The sequence below is a fragment of the Synechococcus sp. WH 7805 genome (assembly GCF_000153285.1).
Classification (GTDB): Bacteria; Cyanobacteriota; Cyanobacteriia; order PCC-6307; family Cyanobiaceae; genus Synechococcus_C.
The window spans coordinates 597186-624158 of the sequence record NZ_CH724168.1 but is presented as its reverse complement, the minus strand read 5'-3'; the positions used below and the strand labels follow the sequence as shown (position 1 = coordinate 624158).

At 56.0% G+C, this 26973-nt stretch carries 31 protein-coding genes and 1 tRNA gene; 19 read left to right on the top strand and 13 right to left on the bottom strand.

The annotated features are described in order from the left end of the window. Positions 1–8 precede the first annotated feature (8 nt). Complete coding sequence (gene carB / locus WH7805_RS03515) at positions 9–3332, bottom strand: carbamoyl-phosphate synthase large subunit (protein ID WP_006041594.1); 3324 nt, start codon at positions 3330–3332, stop codon at positions 9–11. A 119-nt stretch (positions 3333–3451) separates the two neighbouring features. Here carB and WH7805_RS03510 point away from each other — a divergent pair, with 119 nt between their 5' ends. From WH7805_RS03510 to WH7805_RS03485, 6 genes are all read left to right on the top strand, one after another. Then, positions 3452–4087, top strand: a complete 636-nt coding sequence (locus tag WH7805_RS03510) for a DUF3318 domain-containing protein (RefSeq protein WP_006041593.1) — start codon at positions 3452–3454, stop codon at positions 4085–4087. After that, on the top strand, positions 4080–4445 hold the full coding sequence (rsfS, locus tag WH7805_RS03505) for a ribosome silencing factor (protein WP_006041592.1): 366 nt from the start codon (positions 4080–4082) through the stop codon (positions 4443–4445). Before WH7805_RS03510 ends, rsfS begins: the two co-directional genes overlap by 8 nt. Positions 4446–4454: 9 nt before the next feature. Next, positions 4455–4949, top strand: coding sequence for a CGLD27 family protein (locus tag WH7805_RS03500; protein WP_006041591.1), 495 nt, complete (start codon positions 4455–4457; stop codon positions 4947–4949). Between the two features lie 23 nt (positions 4950–4972). Next, complete coding sequence (locus WH7805_RS03495) at positions 4973–5944, top strand: asparaginase (RefSeq protein WP_038004358.1); 972 nt, start codon at positions 4973–4975, stop codon at positions 5942–5944. Positions 5945–5994: 50 nt separating this feature from the next. Continuing rightward, positions 5995–6071, top strand: a tRNA-Met gene (locus WH7805_RS03490). Positions 6072–6232: 161 nt separating this feature from the next. Beyond that, positions 6233–7888, top strand: coding sequence for a GMC oxidoreductase (locus WH7805_RS03485; protein WP_006041588.1), 1656 nt, complete (start codon positions 6233–6235; stop codon positions 7886–7888). On the opposite strand, the gene WH7805_RS03480 is transcribed toward WH7805_RS03485, so the two are convergent. Next, a complete protein-coding gene (locus tag WH7805_RS03480; protein ID WP_038004355.1) occupies positions 7869–8129 on the bottom strand; it encodes a DUF2811 domain-containing protein in 261 nt (86 codons plus the stop codon). The genes WH7805_RS03485 and WH7805_RS03480 overlap by 20 nt on opposite strands. 113 nt (positions 8130–8242) lie before the next feature. Between WH7805_RS03480 and WH7805_RS14290 the strand changes: the two genes are divergently transcribed. Then, positions 8243–8434 (top strand): hypothetical protein, encoded by a 192-nt coding sequence (locus tag WH7805_RS14290; RefSeq protein ID WP_232198938.1) that lies wholly within the window; start codon positions 8243–8245, stop codon positions 8432–8434. An 84-nt stretch (positions 8435–8518) separates the two neighbouring features. Here the strand turns inward: WH7805_RS14290 and WH7805_RS03475 are convergent, their stop codons facing one another. Further along, the gene (locus WH7805_RS03475; RefSeq protein ID WP_050751977.1) at positions 8519–9613 is read right to left on the bottom strand and encodes a sirohydrochlorin chelatase; all 1095 of its coding nucleotides are present in this window, start codon (positions 9611–9613) and stop codon (positions 8519–8521) included. 51 nt (positions 9614–9664) lie between these two features. Here WH7805_RS03475 and WH7805_RS03470 point away from each other — a divergent pair, with 51 nt between their 5' ends. Continuing rightward, the gene (locus WH7805_RS03470; protein ID WP_038004977.1) at positions 9665–10894 is read left to right on the top strand and encodes an FAD-binding protein; all 1230 of its coding nucleotides are present in this window, start codon (positions 9665–9667) and stop codon (positions 10892–10894) included. Positions 10895–10924: 30 nt separating this feature from the next. Next, positions 10925–12505 carry a SulP family inorganic anion transporter gene (locus WH7805_RS03465; protein ID WP_006041584.1) on the top strand — a complete coding sequence of 527 codons (1581 nt, stop codon included), beginning with the start codon at positions 10925–10927 and terminating at the stop codon, positions 12503–12505. A gap of 4 nt (positions 12506–12509) precedes the next feature. On the opposite strand, the gene WH7805_RS03460 is transcribed toward WH7805_RS03465, so the two are convergent. Beyond that, positions 12510–12938, bottom strand: a complete 429-nt coding sequence (locus tag WH7805_RS03460) for a hypothetical protein (RefSeq protein WP_232198937.1) — start codon at positions 12936–12938, stop codon at positions 12510–12512. Positions 12939–12978: 40 nt separating this feature from the next. On the opposite strand from WH7805_RS03460, the gene WH7805_RS03455 reads away from it, so the two are divergent. From WH7805_RS03455 to WH7805_RS03435, 5 genes are read left to right on the top strand one after another with little or no spacing between them, the layout of a single operon-like run. Beyond that, complete coding sequence (locus WH7805_RS03455) at positions 12979–13995, top strand: amino acid ABC transporter substrate-binding protein (RefSeq protein ID WP_006041582.1); 1017 nt, start codon at positions 12979–12981, stop codon at positions 13993–13995. Next, complete coding sequence (locus WH7805_RS03450) at positions 13992–14891, top strand: ABC transporter permease subunit (protein ID WP_006041581.1); 900 nt, start codon at positions 13992–13994, stop codon at positions 14889–14891. The genes WH7805_RS03455 and WH7805_RS03450 overlap by 4 nt, the downstream gene beginning before the upstream one ends. A 24-nt stretch (positions 14892–14915) precedes the next feature. Next, positions 14916–15416, top strand: coding sequence for an HdeD family acid-resistance protein (locus WH7805_RS03445; RefSeq protein WP_006041580.1), 501 nt, complete (start codon positions 14916–14918; stop codon positions 15414–15416). Between the two features lie 33 nt (positions 15417–15449). Beyond that, the gene (locus tag WH7805_RS03440; RefSeq protein ID WP_006041579.1) at positions 15450–16457 is read left to right on the top strand and encodes an amino acid ABC transporter permease; all 1008 of its coding nucleotides are present in this window, start codon (positions 15450–15452) and stop codon (positions 16455–16457) included. Continuing rightward, positions 16454–17197 carry an amino acid ABC transporter ATP-binding protein gene (locus tag WH7805_RS03435; protein ID WP_006041578.1) on the top strand — a complete coding sequence of 248 codons (744 nt, stop codon included), beginning with the start codon at positions 16454–16456 and terminating at the stop codon, positions 17195–17197. Before WH7805_RS03440 ends, WH7805_RS03435 begins: the two co-directional genes overlap by 4 nt. On the opposite strand, the gene WH7805_RS13765 is transcribed toward WH7805_RS03435, so the two are convergent. After that, positions 17182–17397, bottom strand: coding sequence for a hypothetical protein (locus WH7805_RS13765; RefSeq protein ID WP_071933726.1), 216 nt, complete (start codon positions 17395–17397; stop codon positions 17182–17184). The genes WH7805_RS03435 and WH7805_RS13765 overlap by 16 nt on opposite strands. Before the next feature lie 45 nt (positions 17398–17442). Between WH7805_RS13765 and WH7805_RS14285 the strand changes: the two genes are divergently transcribed. The 4 genes from WH7805_RS14285 to WH7805_RS03420 all read left to right on the top strand — a co-directional run bounded on the left by WH7805_RS14285 (position 17443) and on the right by WH7805_RS03420 (position 20496). Continuing rightward, complete coding sequence (locus WH7805_RS14285) at positions 17443–17598, top strand: hypothetical protein (protein WP_156783593.1); 156 nt, start codon at positions 17443–17445, stop codon at positions 17596–17598. A gap of 75 nt (positions 17599–17673) precedes the next feature. Beyond that, on the top strand, positions 17674–17811 hold the full coding sequence (locus tag WH7805_RS14280; RefSeq protein WP_006041577.1) for a hypothetical protein: 138 nt from the start codon (positions 17674–17676) through the stop codon (positions 17809–17811). Positions 17812–18314: 503 nt separating this feature from the next. Further along, the gene (locus tag WH7805_RS03425) at positions 18315–19529 is read left to right on the top strand and encodes a hypothetical protein (RefSeq protein ID WP_006041576.1); all 1215 of its coding nucleotides are present in this window, start codon (positions 18315–18317) and stop codon (positions 19527–19529) included. A gap of 82 nt (positions 19530–19611) precedes the next feature. Then, positions 19612–20496 (top strand): AEC family transporter, encoded by an 885-nt coding sequence (locus WH7805_RS03420; protein WP_038004975.1) that lies wholly within the window; start codon positions 19612–19614, stop codon positions 20494–20496. Here the strand turns inward: WH7805_RS03420 and WH7805_RS03415 are convergent. Then, entirely contained in the window at positions 20453–21040 is a 588-nt protein-coding gene (locus WH7805_RS03415; protein ID WP_369775997.1) for an alpha-ketoglutarate-dependent dioxygenase AlkB, read from the bottom strand. The two genes, WH7805_RS03420 and WH7805_RS03415, sit on opposite strands and share 44 nt — an antisense overlap. 65 nt (positions 21041–21105) lie before the next feature. On the opposite strand from WH7805_RS03415, the gene WH7805_RS03410 reads away from it, so the two are divergent. Further along, positions 21106–21396, top strand: coding sequence for a hypothetical protein (locus WH7805_RS03410; protein WP_006041573.1), 291 nt, complete (start codon positions 21106–21108; stop codon positions 21394–21396). 44 nt (positions 21397–21440) lie between these two features. On the opposite strand, the gene WH7805_RS03405 is transcribed toward WH7805_RS03410, so the two are convergent. From WH7805_RS03405 to WH7805_RS03375, 7 genes are all read right to left on the bottom strand, one after another. Then, positions 21441–21683: a hypothetical protein gene (locus WH7805_RS03405; protein ID WP_006041572.1), complete on the bottom strand. Its 243-nt coding sequence runs from the start codon at positions 21681–21683 to the stop codon at positions 21441–21443. A 19-nt stretch (positions 21684–21702) separates the two neighbouring features. Further along, the gene (locus WH7805_RS03400) at positions 21703–22596 is read right to left on the bottom strand and encodes a homoserine O-succinyltransferase (RefSeq protein ID WP_006041571.1); all 894 of its coding nucleotides are present in this window, start codon (positions 22594–22596) and stop codon (positions 21703–21705) included. A gap of 17 nt (positions 22597–22613) precedes the next feature. Beyond that, entirely contained in the window at positions 22614–23942 is a 1329-nt protein-coding gene (locus WH7805_RS03395) for an O-acetylhomoserine aminocarboxypropyltransferase/cysteine synthase family protein (RefSeq protein ID WP_006041570.1), read from the bottom strand. Positions 23943–23994: 52 nt separating this feature from the next. Next, a complete protein-coding gene (locus tag WH7805_RS03390) occupies positions 23995–24681 on the bottom strand; it encodes a hypothetical protein (protein WP_006041569.1) in 687 nt (228 codons plus the stop codon). Next, complete coding sequence (locus WH7805_RS03385) at positions 24650–24853, bottom strand: hypothetical protein (RefSeq protein WP_156783592.1); 204 nt, start codon at positions 24851–24853, stop codon at positions 24650–24652. The genes WH7805_RS03390 and WH7805_RS03385 overlap by 32 nt, the downstream gene beginning before the upstream one ends. Positions 24854–25381: 528 nt before the next feature. Beyond that, positions 25382–26395: a lytic transglycosylase domain-containing protein gene (locus WH7805_RS03380; protein WP_006041567.1), complete on the bottom strand. Its 1014-nt coding sequence runs from the start codon at positions 26393–26395 to the stop codon at positions 25382–25384. Beyond that, a complete protein-coding gene (locus WH7805_RS03375) occupies positions 26392–26973 on the bottom strand; it encodes a DOMON-like domain-containing protein (protein WP_006041566.1) in 582 nt (193 codons plus the stop codon). Before WH7805_RS03375 ends, WH7805_RS03380 begins: the two co-directional genes overlap by 4 nt.

The following is a 26973-nucleotide window of genomic DNA, read 5'->3' as shown; positions in this document are numbered from 1 at the left end:
CTTCGACATTACCGGGATTCAGCGCCTGCATGAACATCCTGCAAGGCATGAATCTCAATGCTCTTCGACTGGAGAGCCTCAATTCCTTCAACCGCTGAACGTGCTCCAGCCAGGGTGGTGACAGTCGGTACGGAATAGTCGAGGGCCGCACGCCTGAGGTAGCGATCGTCGTGGGCGGCCTGGCGACCAATGGGGGTGTTGATCACAAGCTGAACTCCTCCTGAGCGGATCTGGTCTTCGATATTTGGCCTACCTTCATGGACCTTGAGCACAGGGGTCACCGATAGCCCTGCTGCAGAGAGGGTCTGAGCGGTTCCAGAGGTTGCGATCAGATCAAAACCGAGCGCGATTAGGCGCTGCGCCACGGGGATCAACGCAGGTTTGTCCCGGTCGTGGGTTGACAGGAAGACCGTACCTTCCGTTGGCAGGGCATCACCCGCAGCGATCTCGGCTTTGGCATAAGCCATTCCGAAGTCGGGAGCCCATCCCATCACCTCTCCAGTGGAACGCATCTCAGGGCCCAGAAGCGAGTCTGCCCCTGGAAATCGTCTGAACGGCAGCACCGCTTCTTTCACCGCCTGGAGGGGTGGACTTGGTTCGTGCAACAACCCGATGGTCGCGAGACTCTCTCCTGCCATCACCCGTGTTGCTATGCGAGCGAGAGGCACCCCCGTGGCCTTGGCGACGAAAGGCACGGTTCTTGATGCTCTCGGGTTGGCTTCGATGATGAAGACTCTCTCTTCACCGTTTTCGGCTCTTTGCACGGCGAACTGAAGGTTGATCAATCCCCGTACGTTCAGCCGAAGCGCCAGGGCTTTTGTCCAGGCTTTGATGGTGTTCAGCGCCTCAGCCCCCAGAGATATTGATGGAAGGCAGCAGGCGGAATCACCGGAATGAATGCCTGCCGGTTCGATGTGTTCCATCAGCCCTCCGATCACAACTGTGCCCTCCTGATCACAGAGGGCGTCCACGTCAACCTCAATGGCGTTCTGGAGGTACTGGTCGATGAGCACCGGATGATCTGGCTCCACCTGAACGGCTTCGTTCATGTAGCGATTGAGTTCGCTCTCGTCGTAGACCACTTCCATGGCGCGACCGCCCAGAACGTATGAGGGGCGGACCACAACTGGGTATCCGACCGTTTCAGCGACAGCCCTGGCCTCCCCGTCACTGCGTGCCAGGCCATTGCGTGGCTGCCGAATCTCCAGTTCTCGGAGAATCGCTTCGAACTGTTCACGGTCTTCCGCAAGATCGATTGATTCAGGGGAGGTCCCCCAGATCTGAGTACCGGTTGTCTGGCCTTGCGATGTTTCAAACCATCTCAGGAGAGGAAGAGCGAGCTTGAGGGGCGTCTGACCACCGAATTGAACGATGACCCCTGCCGGCCGCTCCGCTTCAATCACGTTCAGCACATCCTCGAAGGTGAGAGGCTCGAAGTACAAGCGATCGCTGCTGTCGTAGTCGGTGGAGACCGTTTCCGGATTGCTGTTGACCATCACCGTGCAGTACCCCTGGTTTTGCGCGGAGAATGAGGCATGGCAGCAGCAATAGTCGAACTCAATGCCCTGGCCAATCCTGTTCGGACCACCACCCAAAATCATCAGCTTGCGTCGGGTGTCAGTTGACACTTCGCTTGTTGGCGCCTGAAAAACCAGATCTCCTTTGATGTTGATGCGACCCACTGGTCGCTCATACGTCGAGTAGTGATATGGCGTTGAGGAAGCGAATTCAGCCGCGCAGGTGTCGACGGTTTTGAAGACCGGTTGGATGGCGAGTGTGTTGCGACGGGCGCGGACTTCAAGCTCCTTGCTGCCTGTCTGCCAGGCAATTTGACGATCAGAGAAGCCGAGCTGTTTCAGCTCAAGCATGGTGTCGCTTGAGAGCTGATCCAAACGCTTTCCGCGCAGAAGCCGTTCCTCGGCATCAATTAAGCGGCGAAGTTTGGCGAGGAACCAGGGGTCAATGCTGCTGAGGGAATGGATCTCGGCATCGGTCCGACCTGCAACCATCGCGTAGCGAACACTGAGAATCCGTTCGGGTGAAGGGGTGCGTAAGGACCGTTCAAGTTCGGCTGGCTCAAGCGTTGGTTCAGGACGATCCCCTCCCCAGCCTGAGAGGCCTGTTTCAAGAGATCGCAGGGCTTTCTGGAACGATTCTTCGAAACATCGGCCGATCGCCATGGCTTCACCAACGGATTTCATCGCCGTGGTCAGAACGGCTGGTGACCCGCGGAACTTTTCAAAGGCGAAGCGGGGGACTTTGGTGACGACGTAGTCGATGGTCGGCTCAAAGCAGGCTGGTGTCTTGCCTGTGATGTCGTTCAGAATTTCATCGAGGGTGTATCCAACGGCTAACTTTGCAGCGATCTTTGCGATCGGGAACCCCGTGGCCTTGCTGGCCAGAGCAGACGATCGGCTCACTCGAGGGTTCATCTCAATGACCACAACGTCGCCATCCTGAGGATTGATCGCGAACTGAATGTTGCTGCCACCTGTCGCGACGCCGATCTCACGGATGATCGCGATGGACTGGTCCCGCAGGCGCTGGTATTCACGATCGGTGAGCGTCTGGGCGGGTGCCACTGTGATCGAGTCGCCCGTGTGCACCCCCATCGGATCAAGGTTTTCGATGCTGCAGACAATCACGACGTTGTCGGCGAGATCGCGCATCACCTCAAGTTCGAATTCCTTCCAGCCGAGAAGTGACTTTTCGATGAGGATCTGCGAAACCGGACTTGCATCCAGGCCGCTCTTGCAGATGGCGTCGAACTCCTCTGGGTTGTAGGCAATGCCTCCACCGCTGCCTCCCAGCGTGAAGGCAGGACGAATGATGCGAGGGAATGTGCCGATGGAGGCTCCAACATCCTTTGCTTCGTCCATCGAGGAAGCGATTCCCGAAGGACAAACCTTCACACCGATCCGCTCCATGGCCTCCTTGAAGAGCTGCCGATCCTCCGCCTTGCGAATCGCCTTGAGGTCAGCACCAATCAATTCAATGCCGAAGCGATCCAGAGTGCCGTCCTCTGCCAGCGCAACAGCCAGGTTCAGCGCTGTCTGTCCCCCCATTGTTGGTAAAAGAGCATCCGGTCTCTCCCGTTCGATCACCCGCGTGACAACCTCTGGAGTGAGAGGTTCGACGTAGGTCCGATCCGCCATCTCCGGATCAGTCATGATCGAGGCGGGATTCGAATTAACTAAAACAACCTCATATCCTTCTGCTTTCAGGGCTTTGCAGGCTTGCGTTCCTGAGTAGTCGAATTCACAGGCCTGGCCAATCACAATTGGCCCCGAACCCAGCAGGAGGATGCGATGCAGATCGTTCCGCCTGGGCATAGATCGTCAGTGGCCAAACATGCTTAGTCTCCCACGCAGCCCATTGGGTTTGCTCGCGCCTACAACAGAGCGAGCTGATCGGTCGCTAACTTTGAGGGTCAGGTGAATCATTGACGATTATGAGCGAACTCCAGCGCCTGAAGGGGCTGCTGCCTCCCGAAATGCAGAGCTGGGTGTTCGTTGAGGCCGCAGCAGCAGTTGATCCTGCTCTGATCACCCTGGAGGAAATCGGTCGCGACGAAGTGGAGATCCAGGTTGATCTCGATGCCTGGGACAGCCTGGCTCTGGATTACCGCAACTTGCTCTTCTGGCATGAGGTGGGGCGGATTCAGAACGACACCATCCCCAGGGATGGTTGGGAGATGGCAGCGTTGGCCATCGGTCTTGGGGGTGCGATCGGCGAGCTCTGGGTCCAGGATGGACTCCTGCTGATCATGGCCTTGGGGTTATCGGGTTTCGCGGGTTACCGGCTCTACCTGAAAAACAACGCCGAGAAGCGCTTGCGAGATGCCATTGCGGCAGATGAGCGGGCGATCGATCTCGCCTGCCGCTTCGGTTACAGCGTTCCGAATGCATACAAGAGCCTCGGTGGCGCTCTCAAGGATCTGGTGGAGAAGACCAGAAAGAAGAAGAAGAGGGGGTTTTATGAGGACCGTCTCGAGGCTTTGCGCAAGAGTGCTGGAAAGGCGCGGGCCGAAATGGCGCAGCAACAGGGGTCCCGTCAATCCGTCACCAGTGAGAACGTTTATGGATAGTGAGCAGCTGGCTGAACTGGCAGCTGATGCCTGTGATGACCGCAAGGCTGTGGATATCCAGCTGATTCGCGTGGATGAAGTCTCAAGCCTGGCGGACTGGATGGTGATTGCTGGTGGACAGAGCGACGTTCAGGTTCGCGCAATCGCCCGTTCCGTCGAAGATCGGCTGGAGGACGAAGCTCAGCGCCTGCCCCTCCGCAAGGAAGGCATCAATGAAGGGCGATGGGCCCTTTTGGATTACGGCGAACTGATCGTTCATGTTCTTCAGCCAGGAGAGCGCCGTTACTACGACTTGGAAGCGTTCTGGAGCCACGGCCATCGCCGTCCCCATCTAACCTCCACATCCACCGAGGACTGAGATCCCTTCATGGTCTCCAGCGTGTCCTGTCCTGTTCCTCCTGAGCAGCGTCCCCAGGAGGAGTTCATTGAATTCACCCGTTCTTGGTTTTTTTCGTGGCCTTGTCAGTCGCAGAATGATCTCGACCGGGCTCTTCTGATCAATTGGCTTTTGATCTCACCGGTCAGTGTTCTTGTGGCCAGTGGAAGCTGGACCCTTCGTCATGACCCGGTACGACTGTGTCTGGCGGGGGGTGTCGCTGCCCTCGTGCTGCCGATGCTGCTTCTGGTGCGTCAATGGCTTGGATGGAGCTATGTGCATAAACGCTTGCTGTCAGAGAAAGTCGAATATGAAGAGTCAGGTTGGTACGACGGTCAGGTCTGGGAAAAGCCCCTGTCCTGGCGCGAGCGTGATCTCCTTCTTGCCCAACACGAAGTTCGTCCGATTCTCGGCCGCCTCGGCCGTGCAATGGCGCTTGTTACCGGTCTGATGCTTGGGGGCGCGAGCATCTGTCAAGCTCTCTGAATCCGAGGGACATCGTCACTTTCATGCCGCTTCCATCCGGATACAGAGGTTCTGCTCGATCGACCGCGACTCCCCCACTGGAAGTGCACCTGAAGCGAGGCGCGTCGATTGAATCCACCCATCGGGTTCATGTCGTGGTGTGTGACAGCCGCGGTCGTGTGTTGATGAGAGCCGGAGAGCCGGATCATGAGACGTTCGTTCGTTCTGCACTCAAACCCTTTCAGGCTTTGCCTTTATTGAGCAGCGGAGCATCGGAGTCTTACAGCTGTGGGGAACGGGGAATCGCAATCAGCTGTGCTTCTCATGCCGGCACTCCGTCCCATGCCAGGGAGGCGTTTCGTCTGCTGTGGAATGCCGAGTTGGACAGTCACCATCTCCAATGCCCCATTCCTGATGGCGCTCGCAGTCCTCTCGAACACAACTGTTCCGGAAAACATGCCGGATTCTTGATTACAGCCAAGAAGATGGGTTGGCCTCTCGACACGTATCTGCGTGGAGATCATCCCGTTCAGCAAGAGGTGAATCGTCGTGTCGCTGAACTGCTCGGTCTACCTGTGGAAGAGCTCGTGGCCGAACGGGACGATTGCGGAGCTCCCACTCTCAGATTGCAGTTAGCCCAGATCGGTCTCCTCTACGCCCATCTCGGTGCTTCTACTCATGCGGAGATGGAGCAGATCAGTCGGGCCATGCTGGCTCACCCCGAGATTGTGGCAGGGGAGGGACGGTTTGATACCGAGCTGATGCGCCGCTCACACAAGCAGGTGATTAGCAAAGGAGGTGCTGAGGGAATGCAATGCCTGAGTCGAACAGGCGACGGCCTCGGTGTTGCCATCAAGGTGGTCGATGGTGCTCGTCGCGCCAAGCAGGCTGTTGCTTTGCATGTGTTGCGCCAGTTGGATTGGCTCACGCCCAGCGGTCTTCAGGAGCTGGAGGAGCAACTCCTCCTTCTCAACGCTGGGGTTCAGCTCGTGGTGGAAGGAGAGCTGCGTTCTTGAACGAGATTCGTGGTGTCGTTCGACACCAAGTTGTATGATGATTGAGTCACCGCGGGGTAGAGCAGTCTGGTAGCTCGTCGGGCTCATAACCCGAAGGTCGGGAGTTCAAATCTCCCCCCCGCCACCAATTCCAAAATAGCCCCACAGTCGTGGGGTTTTTTTATTGCTTTTTGGCGATTGTTCGTTTTGGCAAGAAGATGTTTGCAGGGTTTCTTGGCCATCGCAACATCGCAACTCCTCTGGATTCTCTGACAATCGAGCGCCCTGAATTGGATCGACTCCAAACCAATGCCGCATCATCCATTTGAGGCCATCGTGATCGGATCCGGAGCCACCGGAGGTGTGGCTGCGATGACCCTTGCCGAAGCAGGCGTTCGCGTTCTTGTTGTAGAAGCAGGCCCTGATCTTTCCTCTGAACAAGCACTGGGATCAGAACCGATAAATAGCTGTCGGCGAGCCGAGGGGCTGTTGAGCGGCCGTCATCAACGGCAATCCCAGCATCCTGGTTACTGGAAGCAGAATCCAGCGCTCTATGCCGATGAATATCAGTACCCCTACAGCACTCCCGCGGATCAGCCTTTCCTTTGGACTCAAGGCCGTCAGGTGGGTGGTCGCAGCCTGACCTGGGGTGGAATCACTCTGCGTCTTTCTGACTATGACTTCAAGGCCGCTGATGCCGATGGCTACGGGGAAAGCTGGCCGATTGGTCACGAGGATCTTGACCCTCATTACGGCGCATTAGAGCGGTTGTTTGAGGTGAGGGGGAACACCGATGGCCTCCAGCATCTTCCCGATGGCTTGCTGGCACCTCCTCTGCCCCTGCTCCCTGAGGAAGAGCGCTTCCGGACCGCCTTGCTCAGGCATCGGGATGTTCCATTCATTCACTCCCGCGGTTTTGAAGCACACGCGGCTGGTTCCCAGTCGTCCTGGCCCAAGTCCAGCAGTAACGGATCCACTTTGCGTCGTGCCATGGCCACGGGCCGAGTGGAGATGCTCAGTGGCTTCATGGCCGTGAATTTGGTGCTGCATCCCGGACAGGACAAAGCCCGAGCCGTCGTTGTGGTGAATCGTTCCAGCGGAGAGCAGCGTTTGCTCGAGGCCGATTTGATTGTGCTGTGCGCTTCCACCATCGCCAGCCTTCGGTTGCTTTTGCAATCGGAGCAAAAGCAGGATTCCCGCGGTTTCCACGATCCATCGTGCTTGCTGGGACAGGGCCTCATGGATCACGTGTCCTGTTGCCGATTCTTTTCGGTGCCATCGCTGACCGGCCGCAAGCCCATGCAGGTGCATGATCCTTCGAGCCTCCTTTCCGGTGCGGGAAGCTTTTTCCTGCCGTTCGGAAATTATCCTGCCTACTGCAAGGGGCGTTCGTTTCTGCGGGGATATGGACTCTGGGGGGCGATCAATCGCTTTGATCCCCCTTGGTGGCTGAAGCGTCACCCGGATCAACGCCTCGGCTTTCTGATTGGCCATGGAGAGGTCCTGGCCTCAGAGACCAATCGAGTCACGCTCTCCGATCGTTGTGATCAGTTTGGGGTGCCGATGCCCATGATCAGCTGTCGCTGGGGGGACAACGAAAAAGCAATGGTGACCCATATGCAAGGGACAATCGAGGACTGCATTGGCGTTGCCGGCGGTACGCCTGCATCACTTCCTGATTTGATTCATCTCCCTTTCGTGGAACCACTCATTCGTGGAGCCATCGCTGTTCAGGAGGATTCCCCTCCGCCGGGCTATTACATCCATGAAGTGGGTGGGGCGCCCATGGGCCACAGTGAACAAACGAGTGTGGTGGACGCTTACAACCGTCTGTGGCGGTGCCGGAATGTGCTGGTGGTGGATGGTGCCTGCTGGCCTTCATCCGGGTGGCAAAGCCCAACCCTCACAATGATGGCCATCACCCGTCGAGCCTGCCTGGAAGCTCTCAAGCCTGCTTGCGGCTGAAGAGATCATCGAGATAGCGCTGCGTGACAGCCCTTTCGGAACAACCATTTTGAAACAAAAAATGGGCGAGTGCTGAGCTCATGACCTGGTATTGATCCCAAGAAGGATTGGAGACGATGAACTCCTTCAGGCCCTTGTAGAGAACTTCAGGAATTTCCGCTTCAAGACTCACAAAAGGAGCCTCAGCTTCATTAAGGGGTACTTCCGTATCAATGCAGCGTTCCAGGTGGTTGCGGTCCATTAAGCCCTTCAGGCAGCGATCATTCACACGCAAGGAAGCCACAACAAACCCCTTCTCGTCAAAGCAGGCGTTTCTATGCGATCAAATCCTGATCTTGATTGAGACTCATTGCCATGAGAGTGTTCTTTGCGCAAGTTGCGGCGTTGATCGGCTCCTTCAGCGGAAATGTCTCAGTTGTCAAGTCGATTTGGTTGCAGTTTGAAATAACCACAGCCTCATCGCTGGAGCAGTCGTTTCATGAGAAGAGCTGTGGAAAAGTTCGCCAATCAGTGGAAAAAGACCCGTCTTCTCCACAAATTCAATGACCGATTAGTTTCGCTGATGACCTTGTGTCTTCTTGGACTCGTCGAGACAGAGACGGGTGAGCATGGAGATATGACTGATTTGCTTCAGCTTTCAGCCTCAGGTGTGTCTTCTTTTGACGGGGCCCGCCGAAGTGTGCTCGGTCCGAGGGGGTGGTCGGCGTGGGGGTAAGGATGGTGATGTCCGTGATCATGGTTGTGATGATGGTGGTGGGCGCCTCCAAGCGGGATTGGGATTCCGTCAGGTTGGCAGGCGCCTGTGCACTCCTTTTCACATAGGTCGCAGGCTTCTGTCAGGCCCTCCACGTGATGGTGGTGACTGGCTTGGTCCAAACCCACCTCCTGCTCGAACCCCAGCACCTGTGCCCTGTATTTGCATAGCGAGCAGTTCATGGACGCTTCTCCCCCCAGCACTTCCTTCACCCTCTCTATGAAGGTGTCGAGCACAAAGCTGTGATCTCCGAGATAAGAGGCCTCAAGGAATTCGACGTTGGGGTGATCATCCGCAACGCCATGGGTGTGCTGTCGGATCCGGCTGACCAAGACCCCTGAAAACAGGAAATAGGGAAAGACGACGATTCGCTTGAACCCCAGCTTCACGACGTGCCGCAGACCTGGATCGACCAAGGGAAATGTCACGCCTGAATACACCGTTTCGCCCCAGCCGAAGCCAAAGCCTTCCACCAGCATGCGAGTCACTTTGGCCACATTCGAATTGGCATCGGGATCGGACGATCCACGTCCAACGACGACCAACAGGGTGTCCGCCGCTGGGCATGGACCCGCCGCCGAAAGGGCCTCGCGGATCCGTGCCCCCGCCGCCGCAATCATCAGTCGATCAACGCCCAGTTCTCGTCCGTAATCGATGTCCAGACCCGTTTCAGCGCTGTAGGTGTTAAGGACCGATGGAATGTCATTCTTTGCGTGGCCAGCGGCGAACAGCATCGCTGGGATGGCCAGAACCTTTTCAACTCCCTGGGCCCGGAGGCGATCGAGTCCTTCACGGAGAATGGGTTGTGCAAATTCAAGAAATCCGTACTCCACAGGAAGATCTGGAAGCCTGGCCTTCAGGCCGTGGGCGAGGCCTTCGAATTCCTCAACCGCCAGCCGGTTCCGGCTCCCATGGCCGCAGATCAGAACACCATGTTTCCGATCAGAAAGAGCATCGAGCGGCAGGGTCACACTGAGGGTGCATCTGCAACGAACCTATTCGTCTCCAGTGCGCGTGATCTCATGAATGCTTTGGCTAAGGATGCAAGGTCTGAAGGACGGCTGAGCCTTAACCCTGATCTACTTCCGGCCGTTCTGGCTCACCCTCTGCATCCAACCCCATTGTTGGTGAGCTCCGGTGGCACCAGCAGTCGTTGTGCTGGCAATGGACTCTGGACGCTTGATCTCAAAAGGCATTACCGGGAGCTCCGGTATCACGAGGCATCTTCTCTGGTCACAATCGGTACCGGCCTCACAATGGCTGAACTGCTGGAAGGCCTGCGCTCTCATCAACGCGCTCTGCCGATCGGGCTGTCGGGAGTGCCTGGATCTGGCTTCCTTCTCACCGGTGGCATGGGTCCGCTGAGTCGCTTACAAGGTTTGGCCATGGACCACATCCAGCGGATCGAGGGTGTCTGGGGCAATGGTGTTGCTTTCAATGTTCACCGTCATGACGTCATCGGTGATGAACGGGCTGCCAGGTACTGGCGTGCCCTTCTTGGAGCGGCACCTTTTTTTGCCGTCGTGACAGGACTGGACCTGAGGACTCGCCCGATCAAGCCCTTGGCCGTTCTGCAGGAGCGCATCACTGTTGATGCATTGCCGAATTGGATCCGTTCGGCAGAGCAGTGGCTCCCTTCAGCCAGTCTCCAATGGTCCTGGGGTGACCACGTCGAGGTCTACGCCGTGGAATGTGTTCCCGATGGGGGCACACCTGATCTGCTCCCGGCGTTGGCGGGGGAAGCCGCTGAGATCTGTGCTGATCAGCTGTCACTTCCGGTTTTCGGCCGGCTGACGAGTGATCAAAAACCCTCGCCTTTCCACTGTGAGGTGCTCGGCAGGCTCGGCAGCAGTTGGGGTGAGCAGGCCGAGTCAGTTGTTGATCGTCTTCGGGAGCAGATGATGAGGAGACCGCATCCTTCCTGCCGAATCAGCGCTCAGCAACTGGGTGGGGCAACCGGCACTGTTGCGGCAGCTTCGACATCCTTCATTCATCGCGATGCAGTGTGGAAACCCTGGATCACTGCGGCCTGGACACCTGGGGACCTTCCTGGACGGAAGCATGCCTTGGAATGGATGGATTGTGTGAGCCATGCCTTGATGGCGCTGAACCCAGGGGTTCATCTCGCTCAGCTCCATGATCATCTTCCCTGTCATGACCAGGAATTGAAGGATGCCTTTGGATCCTGGTTGCCATCACTCCAGCAATTGAAGGTCGAGCTCGATCCCGACCAACGTCTGTGCCGGCTTTGAGATACGGTCGCCTCACGCACAGATTGTTTTATGGCAACCGGACCCGCGGCGCTGCGGTTGGAGTCCCTCATCGGTAACCCCAGCAAGGAGCTTCTTTCCGGCTTGGTGGTGGCCTTCGCCATGATTCCCGAGGCCATTGCCTTCTCAGGAATTGCAGGCGTTGACCCCCAGGTTGGTTTGTTCGGAGCCTTCTGCCTGTCGATCACGATCGCCTTTGTAGGTGGGCGTTCCGCAATGATCACGTCGGCGACGGGATCCACCGCCCTGTTGATGACAGGCCTTGTGGCAACAGGTGAATCCCGGGGCCCCGGACTGGGGTTGACTTACCTGCTTGTGGCAGGGATCGTCACAGGCCTCTTGCAGCTGTTGTGGGGCTGGTTGCGCCTGGCCTATCAGATGCGTTTCGTGCCTCTGGGTGTTCTCAGCGGCTTCGTCAATGCTCTGGCACTGTTGATTTTCCAAGCTCAGTTCCCCCAACTCGGCATCAATCTCCATTTCGGTGAGGCGGAGGCTGCAGGCCATGCGCACGACCTTCTCCCTCAAGGTGCTCAGCTGCCTGTGGTTTGGGGGTTGGTGCTGTTGGGACTTCTGATCATCTATGGCCTCCCACGACTGACCCGTGCTTTGCCATCACAGTTGGTGGCCATTGTTGTGCTCACTGCGATTTCAATGAGCTTCAGCTTTGACATTCCTACCGTTCAGAGCCTTGGTGATTTGCCTTCAGGTCTGCCTGTGTTTCAGATCCCCTTTGGTGCATTGGCGGATGGGCGCGTGCCTTTCAGTTTGGAAACCCTTGGGATTGTTTTGCCAACGGCAATGGCTATCTCTCTGGTTGGACTGATGGAAACCTTCCTTACCCAGGACATTCTCGACGACCGCACTGACAGCACGTCCAATAAAAACCGGGAGGCACGCGGGCAGGGCATCGCCAATATTGTCTCGTCGTTCTTCGGGGGGATGGCGGGATGTGCCCTCGTGGGGCAATCCGTGATGAACATCGATAACGGGGGGCGTTCGCGGCTTTCCACGCTGTTCTCAGGCGTCAGCCTGCTAGCCATGATCCTTCTGGCCAGACCTTGGCTTCAGCAGATTCCCATGGCTGCACTGGTTGCCGTGATGATCAGCATCGCTGTCAGCACCGCGGATGTGGCTGGCCTGCGCAAGATCCGCTCCATTCCGAAAAGTGATACAGCGGTGATGTTGATGACCTTTGCTGTGACAATGCTGACCACCCCCCACAACCTGGCACTCGGTGTGTTGGCCGGTGTGGCGCTGGCCGGGATCCTGTTCAGCAGAAAAGTAGCGAAAGTGATTCGAGTGGAGCCTGTGGATGTTGCTCCAGATCTGCGTCGATATGTGGTGACAGGTCAACTATTTTTCGTGAGCAAGATCTATTTTCTTCAAGGTTTTGATGTGCATGACCATCCAGCGAAGATCATCATTGATATGACGTCAGCGCACATCTGGGACCAGAGTGGTGTTGGAGCGCTCAATCAGTTGATCAGGAAACTAAAACAAGGTGGATCTGAGGTGGAGGTTTTAGGGCTGAACACAGAAAGTCGTGACCTTTTTGAGCGCATCGGCTCTCAACCGGAGGGTGCACACGGCTGAATGATCAGCCGCGGTTGTAGAGCAATGCAAGACATGCGGTTAGATCGTTGCGCATTCCATTGAGACGTTGTTGAATCATTTCCTCACCGTTGCTAGCCCGCAGATAGGTTTCGGTAACATCGTTTCCGATACTCATGATGAGACACATTGTCTCAAGGTCGCCACTTTCAATTGCTCGCTCCCGAGCGCTTTCCAACATGACTTTAAGAATGGTCATTTTGTTGTTGTAAGCCTGGCGGTCACCCATCTCCCAGGCTCCAGCGGGTGAGAAGGCTAAAAGAGCACCGATTGCTCCTAGCACTACTGATCCCTGGAGGGATCGAAGCATTACGTTCAAAAAAACCTTAAATACACTAAGTTCAGTCCAGTAAAGCGCTGAATTCAATTCAGAGCTATGTGCAATCTCTGACACAATTGGGCTGGCTTTGATCATTCGCGCGGTGCAGTGTTGTCGTCTTGTCCCTTTTGGCGTCTTGCTGTTCGGTTTGTACGCCTGCGCCACCCTTGGAGAGGGTGGTGCGTCTCGTCTTGATCTCATCAGGCAGCGTGGTGAACTTCGCTGTGGCGTCAGCGGCAAGATCCCTGGATTCAGTTTTTTGGAGCGCGATGGCCGTTACGCAGGATTGGATGTGGACATGTGCCAAGCCTTTGCCGCGGCATTTGTCGGGGATTCCAGCAAGGTTGAATACAGACCATTGACGGCACCTGAGCGTTTCACGGCTCTGAGAACAGGTGAAATCGACCTTCTGTCGAGAAATACAACGTTCAATCTCAGCCGTGATGCATCAGGTGGGAATGGCGTCACCTTTGCACCGGTTGTCTTTCATGATGGTCAAGGTCTTTTGGTTCGCAGAAATTCCGGTATCAAGGGACTGGACGATCTCAGAGATAAGACCATCTGCGTGGGATCGGGAACCACGACGGAGCAGAACCTCAATGATGTCTTCCAAGCCAGGGGAATTGCCTACAAACCGGTCAAATATCAGGATCTGAATCAGTTGGTGGCTGGGTATTTGCAGGGTCGTTGCTCAGCCATGACATCGGATCGATCCCAATTGGCTTCAGCTCGCTCCGGATTTGCACAACCGAACAACCATCAGATTTTGCCTGAAGTGCTCAGTAAGGAACCTTTGGCACCCCTTTCCTCCGGAGGGGATCAACGGTTGGCTGATGCCATGCGCTGGGTGGTCTACGCCTTGATCACTGCTGAAGAGATGGGAATTACAAAGGCCAATGTGGACGTCAAGCTTCAGGAAGCCACGAGCGATCCAAGCAAAACTGCTTTGCGGCGTTTTTTGGGGGTTGATGGAGAGCTTGGATCCAAGCTGGGGCTGCGAAATGATTTCGTTGTCAGCGTGTTGAAGACCACCGGCAACTATGGCGAGATTTATGACCGCCATCTCGGCCCGCAGAGTGCCGTCCCCATCCCGCGAGGACTAAATCAGCTGCATCGGGATGGTGGTGTTCTGATTGCTCCACCGTTCCAATGACGCGTCGTCAACGCTGGTGGATCCAGGTTCTGCTGTTGGTGGCAGTGCTCACCCTGGCTGGAATTCTGATCAACAATCTCACCGTCAATCTGATCCGTACAGGGTTAGGACTGAGTTTTCGTTGGCTGAGTCGGCCAGCAGGATTTGCAATCAGCGAGCATCTCCTGCCGTTTCAACCCGGCGACAGCATGGCTTGGGCTTTGTTGATGGGATGGTTGAACAGTCTTCGAGTGATCGCTTGCAGCATTGCCTTTGCCACGGTCTTGGGCGTGGTTGCAGGCGCGGCATCTCGCAGCAACAACCCACTGTTCAGCGCACTTGCAGGTCTTTATGTAGGGCTGATCCGTCAGATCCCTCTGCTTCTGCAACTGCTCTTTTGGTATTTCGTGGCCTTTCTCGGTCTGCCATCCGAACCGCTGGCTCCCCTCGGGGCACTGATCCGAGTCTCCAATCAGGCGATCACGGTGATGGGACTCAATCTCAGCGTTGAGTTCGCAGCTGTGCTGGTTGGTCTCAGTGTTTTCACAGGCGCTGCTATCGCCGAGGTGGTTCGTGGAGGCCTGGATGCTGTTCCGCGGGGACAGTGGGAAGCCTTTCGCAGCCTAGGAATCGGTGAGGGTCTGGGCTTGCAACGCGTGGTTCTGCCTCAGGCTCTTCCTGCCATTCTCCCCGCTCTGAGCAGCCAATATCTCAATCTTGCCAAGAACAGCACCTTGTCGATCGCTGTTGGCTACGCAGATCTTTATGCCGTCAGTGATACGGCCATCACCCAGACGGGACGTGCAATTGAAGGGTTTCTGCTCTTATTGCTGAGCTTCTTTCTGCTCAACCTGCTGATCAACAGCAGCATGCAGATTCTCAATCACTCTGTGCTCAACAAGGGGAAGCGCACCTAGCGTTGATCATCCTTGGTTGGATTCATGAGCTCGCGCCGTATTGCTGCTGTTCTATTGGTTGTTGCGGCCATTGCAGCAATTCTTCTCCCATTCGTTTCAGCCACATTGCTGACCATCGGTATCGGTGGGATTGCTTTTTCCGCCGGAATCGGACAACTACTTCGCCTTGGTGCTGAGTCGACATCTCAGGGCAAGCTGTTTCGAGTGTTGTCTGCGCTTCCTTACATCGGTGGCGCGGTCTTCATTTTGGTCGACCCGATCGACAGTGAAATCAGCCTCACGCTGTTCGCAGGCGTTCTTCTCCTTGTTGAAGGGGTGATGGAACTGGCTTCTGGCGCCACAACCCCTGGTGCTGCTGCTGGTTTGGCAGTTGTGGATGGTGTGGTTACGTCGATTCTGGGGTTGCTCCTCGTTCTTGAGTGGCCAACGGACAGTCTCTGGGCTTTGGGCACTCTCTTCGGTGTCGCCCTGTTTCTCTCAGCCCTGAGTCTGTTTCAGACTGCCTCTGACCAGCCTGGCGTCTGAGCATTGACAAGGTCTTCGTCCCTTCGCGTTGGGTTGCGTCATTTCTGCCGTCATCCTGTTGAAGCTTGTTTCAGTGTTGTTCTGCTGGGTTGCATTGCCTGGGCGATCTGGTCAACAGGCTTCTGGCTTGTTCAACAAGCCGAATGGTCGGTGGTCTCAGGAAATCTGCCGCTCTTCGCAGTCGGTGGCTACCCGGAAGCGTCCCGATGGAGGCCAATCCTTTGGCTCGCGCTGCTGGTCCTGCTGACGGGATTCACATTGGCTCAGCCCTTTCTCCTGCAGCGGTTACGCCTCAACAGCACAATGCTGTCCTGGAGCTGGCTGTTGATGATGCCCCTCGGGCTGTGGCTGCTGGCCGGTGGTGGTGTGCTTGCTCCCGTCCCGTCCCGTCTCTGGGGAGGTCTTGTTCTGACCCTCTTGCTGACATTGTTCAGTGGATTGATTGCTCTTCCACTCGGCATTCTTCTCGCTCTGGGGCGCTGCAGCGAGCTCACTACGGCACGCCTTCTCTCCAAGATCTACATCGATGGGATGCGAGCTGTTCCGCTGATTGCTGTTCTCTTCTTTGGCCAGCTACTGCTTCCGCTGTTCCTGCCTGTTCAGATCGAAATCAATCGTGTCTTTCGTGCGGTTGTGGCGTTTGCCTTGTTTGCAGCTGCCTATGTGGCTGAGGATTTAAGAGGTGGACTGCAGGCGGTGTCTCCGACGCAGATCGAAGCTGCTGCTGCACTTGGACTCGGACCATGGCAGATCCAGCGCCTGGTGATTCTTCCGCAGGCTCTGCGCATTGCCGTTCCTGCGCTCACGAACCAGGCTGTTGGTTTACTTCAGAACACAAGTCTGATGGCCATTCTTGGTTTGGTGGAATTGCTTGGGATCAGCCAAAGTTTGCTGGCCAATCCGGCCTATATCGGACGCCACCTGGAGGTCTATGTCTGGCTCGCGGCGTTGTACTGGTTGTTCTGCACTGCGATGGCACTGATGGCGCGGCAGTTTGAACGCCAAGACCCCTCCAATCTCATTGCAGCCCGCCGTTCATGACCGTTGTTGTTCGTGCTGAGTCAGTCAACAAGAGCTTCAAAGCCGGGAATCGCGCGCTTGACGATGTGAGCTTCACTGTTCGCCATGGTGAGGTCCTTGTGGTCATGGGACCTTCCGGTTCGGGGAAGAGCACGCTCATTCGCACCTTCAACGGCTTGGAGTCAATCGATTCCGGATCCCTGGAAGTGGTTGGTATTCCTTTGAATTCCGACCACGACGAACGTCAGATCCGCAGAATCCGTCGTCGTGTGGGCATGGTGTTTCAACAGTTCAACCTGTTTCCCCACCTCACGATTCTTCAGAACATCACCCTGGCGCCGATTCAGGTGAAGTCGATCCCAAAGCTCCAGGCTGAACGCCGGGCGCATGCTCTGCTCGATCAAATGGGAATTGCTGATCAGGCACTCAAGTACCCCGCTCAGCTGAGTGGTGGACAGCAGCAACGGGTCGCCATCGCCAGAGCGTTGGCCTTGGATCCAGAGTTGATGTTGTTCGATGAGCCCACCAGCGCCCTTGATCCTGAACGGGTGAAGGAGGTTCTCGATGCCATGCGGCAACTGGCTGCCGATGGAATGACGATGGTGGTGGTCACCCATGAACTTGGTTTCGCCCGTGAGGTGGCGGACAGGGTGTTGTTCATGGATGCGGGACGGATTGTTGAACTAACCGATGCTGAAGAGTTCTTCACCCATGCCAAGGAAGAACGTTCTCAACGTTTTCTCAATCAGATGGCCCATTGAGACGCGTGATGAAGTCGATCCAGAGCTTGTTCAGCGGCAACCAGTTCCCGCTCCGTCTGAAGCCAGCTTTCATTGCCGAGCGGAAGTTGGTCGACCTGTTCGGCCAGATGAAGTTGCAGCTGTTCACAGCGTTCCATCAGCGCAGTGCTGAGTTGCAGAAGATGTTGCTGGATCAGGCAGGACGGTGCAGCGAAGGCCATGCTGCCGGTCAGAAGAGGACGGTGAGGATTTTGGCACAAGGCCTGGTGTCTTTGTTTGCCCCAACCGCTGCGCGATGCCCCTCCCATCAAGACCTCGCGCTGATGCGTCAGCAGCTGGATCAAGCCAAACGCAGCATTGATTTGCCTCTGTTTCTAGTTCTCAGCCCAGGATTTGGCCGATGTGCTGGCGATCAGGCGTAAGCAGAGCGTGCAGATCAGGGTGCTGGTGGATCTTGTCTTTGCCCACAGGAGTTGTTTCGAATGGATTGATCTGCAGTGCCAGCCGGCAGCCATCCACTGCTGTCGGCTGGAGGCTGGCAACAACCCTTGGACAAACCCCTTAAGGAACGTGCTCACCCCCTGCTGAGTCTTGGCGACAAGCTGCATCACAATTTCGCTGTGATCGATGGCTAACCGTGATCACCGGCAGTTTCAACTGAAGCCCAGCCGCTGCACACACCAAAGATGAAACACTTTTGATCATCAAATCAACCCAACTTGCGACACACTTCATCCGCGACATGGATCCGATCTGGGGAGTCGGCTTGGGGAAGCTGATTTGGCTTGTGCTACAGCCTCAACTTAATCAACACGACTGCAGTCACAGCTATCAGCAAGCCCAAGGATGTCAATGGCAGATGTCCAAGGCTTGGCTTAAATTGGTAACGACATCGCTACGCGAATCTTTTTGTAATTAGTGGCAATGTTGAGTCATTTTAAGACATCATTATTGCTCTCAGCTGTAGGCCTGCTAACTGCCTGTGCAAGAGCCGACTCCGTTTATACCCCAACCTTTGGGCCGCTGACAGATGAAATTATTCCTAAAATAAAAACTTCAAATCCGATCATCGTTGTGCCAGGGATTGGCGGCACTCAACTTGTAGACGCAGAAAGCGGAAAAACAGCCTGGGGGTCCTATGGTTTTAACACGTATTGGCCATCAACAGAAAAAGACAATCAATTGTTGTCACTTCACTTTAGAGCCTGAAAATGCATCTTCCGCTCAGGAATTCAACAAGGCCATACCCAAGTCAGTCCTGGAAACATGGCGACTCAGCTTTTTTCCTTTTTCGTCCATTGAGTTTGCCGTCTACGCGACAATAAAAAAATCCATGATCGCCGCGGGATACATTTCTGAAAAGGAGGTGTTGTCCAGGGTTGGATTTACAAAGAACGAAGGAACTCCGTTGTTCGAGTTTGCATATGATTGGCGCAAGTCAAATGCGGAAAATGCCGTCATTTTAGACAAGTTTGTCAGGGAAAAGTCCGAAAATCCAATGATTAAAAAGCATTTTGGCGACAATCAAAAATTTGATTTAATTTGCCATTCGATGGGATGTCTTGTCTCTAGATATTATCTTCGCTACGGTAATCAAGGTCTTGGCACGTCCGACAACCCTCCTGAACTTGATTGGCGCGGTAGTGATAAAATTGAAAATATTATTATGGTCGCACCGCCAAATAAAGGCTCGGTAGAGGCATTGAGCGATCTCACGAATGGCTTTTATTTGCATCAAATTAAACTTTTGAAATATCCCCCTGCAGTTCTGGGTACATGGCCTTCGATGTACGAGCTCTTGCCAAGACAAGATATTTCCCAGGCGACCAACCACGAGGGTAAAGAGGTTGATCTTCTTGATCCGCAATTATGGCAAGATATGAGCTGGGGACTGCTTGACCCAAATCAAGAAAAAGTTTTGACCCAAATCTCCTCCAAAGGAGCAGAACGGCCATCGTCAAAATATCTCCAGGCAAAACGCCTTCAGGCAAAATTACTTGGCAATGCAAGGTTATTCCATTCACGCTTGGACAAAAAAGTTGAATCTCCCAAAGGTCTCTACTTTTGGCTTTTTGCTGGTGTTGGCAAACCCACGGAATCGAAAGTGACTGTCAATACAGAGAACAAAACATGGTCAGCGAAGCGAGAAAAAGCTGGCGATGGAGCGGTCTTAAGGGCGAGCGCTTATACCTTGGAGAACACGAAGAAAAGGGATATTGATTCTCCTTATAACAACTCAATTATCCCGTGGTACGATGCGATATTTTTCTTTACAGATCATATGGGGCTAGTGCAAAATAACGACTTCTTCTTGAACCTGTACGACATAATTATATGGCGAAGCAACTTCTAGAAAAAGGTGAGCGTTTTTTGCAAGGTCTGATGTCTTTGTTCGCCTTCTCTTTTGGTGAAATGTGCTGAGTCTGCTCTGGGAGATGGTTCCCAGTCTTTTGACAGGGGCACTGATCGGTCGTTGTCGTCCGCAATGGATCACTCCGCTGGCCACACCCTTGGTGCGTTTTGGCGTTCCCCTGAGCTTGATGGGGTTGCTGCTTCACGGTGGGCTCAACCGCTCTCTTCTGTTGATGGCGTTGCTCTCCGTGACAGCGATCGGGCTCATGCTTGCTCTGTTGCGTGGGTCGGGGCTCATCACTGACGCTCTGGCCATGCCTGACCGACAGCTGGCCAGTTGTATCGGCAATACGGCCTACTTCGGCATTCCCGCTGCGTTGGCACTGCTTCCATCCGAGGCGCTTCCAGTGAGCATCGGCTACGACTTCGGGGCCACGCTTCTAGCTTGGGGACTGGGCCCTCTTTGGCTGCACCAGGCCAACCATCAAGGCCATGGTTACGACTGGGGCTCGTTGGCAAGCCATCTCATGGCCAGCCCTGCGACGCGCGGTCTGATCGGGGCCCTGATCGTTCTGGCCACCCCATGGCATGACGCCATCAGTGCGGGGTTGTGGTTGCCTTCTCGGGTGGTGATTGTTCTGGCACTTGCTGTGGTGGGGATGCGTTTGGGAACCATTTCCTCGCGCGTGCCTTCGGCTGTGCCCGAGCGTCTGCTGTCTCCCCTGGTCTGCAAGCTGCTGCTGTTTCCGATGCTGATGCTGCTGATCAGTCTTCCCCTGCCATTGCCTCTCCTCGCCAAGAAAGCTCTGGTGCTTCAGGCCGCTGCTCCGACAGCAATTTCGGTGTTGTTGATAGCGGAATCTGGGCAATGTGATGCATCGGCTTCCGCACAGTTGATTCTGCGAAGCACGCTCATCGCGTTAATCAGTGTGCCTCTGTGGAGCGTTGTACTGAATCGTCTGTTCTGAACACACGGAAGGTGAGATTCAGTCGCGGCGTTGTGATCCTGCGGCGGGTCGGAAGACCGTGCATCCACAGACTCTGGCACTCAGGATCCATCAGCAACAAGTCGCCATCTGAGAGCGTGAGATCAAGTCGCTGCCCAGTCTGTCGGTGACGAAACTGCAGGTCTCGCGTTGCCCCGAACGAGAGTGAGGCGATCGGGAATGAAGCGTCGATCTCTGGTTCGTCGTCGGCATGCCAACCCATCCGGTCTTCGCCGTTTCGATAGAGGTTGAACAGACACCCGTTGAAGGGTGCGTTGCCCTGTTTCGATACTTTCTCGAGCAGCGGGAGGAACCACGGCGGCCAACCTGAGCCCCGGTGAAGAGCGCCGCTGTAGCGATAGGACACCGATCGATCGGCAAGGAATGCTGTGAGCCTCGGCACCTTGTGCCACCGCCCATAGACCCTGACCTTGGTCTGCTCCCAGTTGATTTGCTCGTTGCACCGCTCCATCCACTGTCGACAGCACTCCTGGGGAAGCCAGTGGGACTGAAGGGTCCAGTTCATCGCGTCGACGTGAAGACGGATAACAGCAGAGGAGTTCCGAATCCATTCGTCCATAGATTGCCCGAATGGCAGCACGAATTACCCTCGAGATCTTCCTGGAGCGGGCAAAGCAGCGCTTCGGTGACCGTTTCGATTACTCGGAGATCCAATGGAGAAGCTACAAGAGTCCGGTGAAAATCCGATGCCGTAAGCATCCGGTTCACCCCATCACCATCACTCCGGAAAAGCATCTGCAAACAACTGGAGGGTGCCGCCATTGCCTGCGCGAGAGGCGGGTTGAATCGCTGGAACGGGAGTTGAACCGTGCTGCAGCCAGGCCTCCAGAAGCTCAACTTCCTGTCAAGGTTTCTAAGTAGATCGTCAGGTCTCGATTGAGTTCTGCCATTGAACGGTTCGCGTTTTAGAACCCTCGGCCGTCCTGCTCTCTGATCTGCAGACGCAACCTTTGGTACTGCAGAACCGCCCGGTCTTTTTCAAGGTGCGGGAACAGTCGACAGGCTTCATCGACATCGATGGGCTCCAACAACCAGTCCTCTGATCCGTGGGGCGCAACGTCATCGGGAGTCCGGTCAAACGCCTGTCGAATCGGCAGCCAGCGAAGGACACGTCGCCGCCATTGGTCGTACAGATCAAGTGGATGCATCGAGGTGGTTGGTCGGCGGTTATCCCAGTAATGAAACCCGCTGGTAACAGAACCAGAGCCATTGCTGGAACAGCAGATTCCGATGGGAACGCCAGAGGGTCCTGGGATGGTCCGCGTTGAAATTCTCCGGTGGTGGTACGTCACCTCGGGCTTTGTCTCGCTCCATCTCAGCGACAATGCGGCCAACGTTGTATTCAGGGTGCCCGAGATGCATCAGCTGCCTCTGATCGGGGGTCTCGAAAATGGTGTAGCCAACCGATTCACCATGGGCGAGCAGGCGCAGCCGTCCCTGCCGTTGCGCTGATTCCATGGCTGCGTCTGGCAAGCCGGCATGGCGGCTTTGCGGACAGAGAAATTGATCATCCTGGGTGCCCATCAACGAGTGGCCTGGAACCAGGCTGCGCATTGGATAAACCCCAAACAGCTTGCGGTTGAAGGTCTCCTTGTTCACGCCGGCCAGATAGGCCAAAGCAAATCCAGCCCAACAGAGTCCAAGCGTGCTGGCGCATGTGTAGCGAGCCTCCTCCACAAGAGCCACCAGCTCTCGCCAGTAGGTGACCTCTTCAAAGGGCAGATGTTCAACGGGGGCACCGGTGATGATCAGGCCATCGAGCGGGCCCTTAGCAAGGGCTTCATCCCAACTCACATACAGGTCCTTGAGATGGGATTGATCCCAGCTTTTGTAGGCATGGCTTTGCAGCCTTATCCAGATCGGCTCGATCTGGAGCACAGAGAGGCCGAGAGGGTGGAGGAGGTTGAACTCATACTGCTTTCCCAGCGGCATGATGTTCAGAATGCCGATTCGTAGAGGACGGATGTCCTGTCGTTCAGCCTCCTTCGGTTCGATCCAGGAGATGCGGTTGCGTTCAACCGCTGTGATCTTGTGATAGTTGGGCGGAAGGATCAGCGCCATTCAGCTACTCCTCCCCATCAACCACCTGATGCAAGGGCCTGATCGAAGTCAGCCTTGATGTCATCAATATGTTCCAGGCCCACGGAGACACGCACCATGGTGGGGGTGACACCGGCTGAGGCTTGTTCACTTTCGCTCAGCTGCTGGTGGGTTGTTGAAGCTGGATGAATCACCAGCGTCTTGGCATCGCCAACGTTGGCCAGATGACTCGCCAACTTGAGGCTGTTGATGAAGCGAACAGCATCGTCATAGCCACCTTTGAGCGAGAACATGAGCATGCAGCCCATGCCGCGGCCGGTGAGGTATTTCTTTGCCGCTGGATGGTACGGGTCACCGGGTAAACCGGGATAGCTGACATCTGACACCTGGGGATGGGCTTGCAGCCAGGTGGCTAGCGCCATTGCATTCTGTGCATGGCGTTCTACTCGCAAGCTCAGCGTTTCGAGTCCCTGGAGAAGCAGGAAACTGTTGAAGGGGCTGACGGCTGGCCCCCAATCCCGAAGTCCTTCCACGCGTGCTCTGAGCGCAAAGGCGATATTGCGGTCATCAGGAAGACCCAGCATCTTGCAGATGTCACTGCCGAAACCAAAGGCATCCCAGTGAATGAGTCCGTGATAGGCGGCACTCGGCTGGCTCATGAGAGGGAATTTGCCGTTGCCCCAGTTGAAGGTGCCGGCATCCACGATCACTCCACCAAGGCTGGTGCCATGGCCACCGATCCATTTGGTGGCGCTCTCCACCACGACATTCGCGCCATGTTCGATTGGCCGGAGCAAAGCACCGCAAGCTCCGAGGGTGTTGTCCACGATCAGTGGGATGTTGTTTCGCTGTGCAAGGGCAGAAAGACCTTCGAAATCGGGGATGTTGAATCGAGGATTGCCCATGGCCTCCACGTAGATCGCCTTCGTGCCCTCGTCGATCTGTGCCGCAAAGCTGTCAACGTCATCACCTTCGGCGAACTTCACATTGATTCCCAGCCGAGGAAACTGAACTTTGAACTGGTTGTAGGTGCCCCCGTAAAGGAATGATGTGGAGACGAAATTGTCACCAGCCTGCATGCAGTTTGTGATCGCCAGGAACTGTGCGGACTGGCCGGAGGCGGTGGCCAGAGCGGCTACACCTCCTTCAAGAGCCGCCACCCGCTTCTCGAACACGTCGGTGGTGGGGTTCATCAGACGGGTGTAGATGTTCCCGAATTCCTTCAGTCCGAACAGATTGGCGCCGTGCTCGGCGTCGTTGAACACGTAGGAACTGGTCTGATAAATCGGAACAGCCCTGGCGTTCGTGGTGGGATCAGGAACCTGGCCTGCGTGGAGCTGGAGGGTTTCGAAACGCTGATCCGTCACGGCGTCGTTGATGTCTATCCCCTTTTCTAGCCACTGGTCGTTCGGCCGCGACTCAACCGGCTGTTGGTTCTGTGGGTTCGGGCTTGTCGCTGTCCTTGAGCGATGGGAGGGTCTCACGGAGTAGGGGGGTGAACTGGCTGCGTACGTCGGTACGGAAGGTGTCAACAACTCCCGGCAAGAGGACTGGATAGGGCTGCTCGCCGCTCTGTTCGCGCAGATGGCGCCATTTGCTGTTTTCTTTCTCTTTGAGAACGAGTAACGCGTTCTGGAAGTCGTAACTGCTCATCTGCATGCTTCCTTCTGGCAGAGCCGCTGCCTGTTCGCCCATGAGCTCACGGAATGCATCGAACGCCTTGGCTTTCAGGGTGTCAGGCAATCCGAGAACGGGCTGGTAATGATCCAGAAGTCGAAGTTCCTCCTCGAGAAGGATCGGCCATGCCCCGCGGGCTCCATCGGGAATGGTCATCTGGGCTTCGAATGCCGTCATGGCATCCAGATGAAAGGTGAGCCAGCGGTAGTACGACTTGTCTTTGGTGTTTTTTTTCGCTGCTGACTTTCCTGTGACGAGTACAGGGAGTGCAGCCTCGGCTTTGCGCAGAAACAGGCGGTCTTCCCGCTCAAGGTTCATCGCACCCCAGCGTTGCCGGTAGTCCCACAGCTCGGCGTAGCGGTTCACGTCTTCCGCTGACCAGCCAAGAGAGGCCAGTTCATCGGCGCGATGGGTGAGTTCCTTGGACACGCAGCTTGTTCAGTCCTGTTCCTGGAAGCGTAAATGCCAGGGGCTGGAAGACCAGGCCCAGAACGCTGGGATCGGCCTGCATCAGCAGGTAGAGAATCAGCCCATTGGGCCAGCCCTTCAGATCCTTGAGCCAGGTAGACAGCAGTGAGGCGGTACCTCCGACCACGGCCACCACGAGGCTGTGAGAGAAGGAGAAACAGGCGCATCGCGATCCCCCCAGGAAAAAGCGGGTGGAGCAGGGGGGTGATCCCTGAATAGAAAACGATTGGAAGCAGCACCATGGCTTGCCTGATTGCAAAGCAAATGGGGTCTCCCTTTGCGAGGAACCACGCGTTTGCTGGGGGGATGTCTTCGCACTTCAGGGGATCGAGCCGGAGTCTTCCGCCCCCAACTGAAAGACCCTGAATCATCCGCAGGAGCAGCAACAGATTCGTCGTCCGAACATGTCGTCAATGGGGCCGAGCACCAGTCCCCCGATTGGACGCATCAGGTATTCGGCGGCAAAGACCCCAAAGGCGCTCAGAAATTGCAGGGTTGGTGAATCCTCTGGGGAAAAGCTGCACCGATTGATTCAGCGAAGTCGCCATACACAGCGAAATCGAATCACTCCAACGTGTTGCCGATCGCGCCAGCGAGTTGACTCAGGGATGAGGTTTAAAGGTGAGGGGCTGACCATCTTCTGGTCGCCATCGTGCAGGGTTCAGTTGGGTTTTGCAGGTTGAGGAGGCGCACTGTGGGGATAGCGCTTCAGATGCTCGGCCACAGGGACGGGTGACGCTGCTGCATATCCCTCATGCAGCCAGAGATCACCCGCTGAGGCGGCGTAATGGATTTGCCAGTTGTAAAGGCCTCGATAGGTGAGTGGTTCCCGTTGGAGCAAAGCGGCGTAATGCAAAACGGCCTTGCCGTAATGGTCACTGTTGTTGTACCCCCAGAGACCACGGCGGATGTCGTTGAGGCCGCCACGACGCACCAGGTATCGCGCGGCTGCGTGGATGGCATCCCATGGATCGCGAATGTCTCCATCTCTGCCGATTCCAGGCTCGGCCCAGGTGGTGGGCAGGAATTGCATGGGTCCCTGCGCATTGGCGACGGACACACCATCGATCCGGCCCATTCCGGTTTCGACAAGATTCACAGCGGCCAGGACTTCCCATGGAATTCCGGTGGCATCCGCTGCGCTGCGGTAGGCCTTGAGAAGATCCTCCTGTGGTGCAGGAGCCTGGATCCGCCACGCGGGCAGGGTTGTGGAGGCTGGTCCGCGGTGCATGGCCAGGAACGAGCGTCTTGCGGAGATGTGTTGATCGAACACCCATTGCCACCGCGAGGGCAGACGATTCCGCACCGCTTCAGATAAGACCGGGTTATGGGACAACACCCGGTAGATGACCTGTTGTTGATGGGCCAGTAGAGGAATCTCCGCTGGATCGTGATCCGAGTCCACCAAAGCGGTTTCGATGCTGACCAGAAGAGAGGCTGTGTTATCTGCTTTGGCCGGGACCAGGGGGTAGTGGTTTCCGTTCGGGGCCACGGGAAGGTCTGATCGGGTTGGCAGTTCAATTCCAACGCCAGCCAGCGTTGGCTTGACGGCTTCAGGGGGCTCCGATGCCGGCGCGTTCAGCTGCCTGCAGGCAACGGTGAGAGGCGTGAACAGAAGCGGCAGACCCAGTAGCAGAGTCGCCCAGTGGTGACGACGGATGAGGAACCGGGTCATGCGCTGAGAAAGGCTCGCCTGTCGTGAAAGTCTGGCTCGTTTCCGTGGTGAGACAAAGCCCAGTAGCTGAGGTCGTTGTGACTGTCTTTCAGGACCATCGAGATCGCTAACTCCGGCAGTTGCACCGGAGTCCACCAGGGATCAAGGCTCAACACGATGGTGCAGCGACAATCCCGCTTGGAGCTTTGCCAATGAATCATTGGCTTGGGAGTCTGTTCGCGCACTCGATCAGTCCGATAGCTCTCGAATCGGTAGAGATTCCAGTCGCCCGTTGGTGAAACATTCAGCTCCCAATAACGATCCTGGTTGGGTTGGGCAAAAAACGCTTCAAAACAGGTGTGTTCCCAGAGACCATCGAGGCGCTGCCCGCTGCCCTGGCTCGAGCCAGGTGCAGTGTCCATGAAATCCAGCATGGGAAGCTGCTGCCCCAATTGCGTTGGCCTCAGGCTGAAACTCAATTCGAGGGTGTTGTGTTCTTCCCATACGAATTCGGCACTGGCCAGCAGGGTCGGGGATGCGTCTGGAGAGAAGGGGACCAGCGGGCAGACCTGACGCACCATCACAGGATGGCGTGCCAT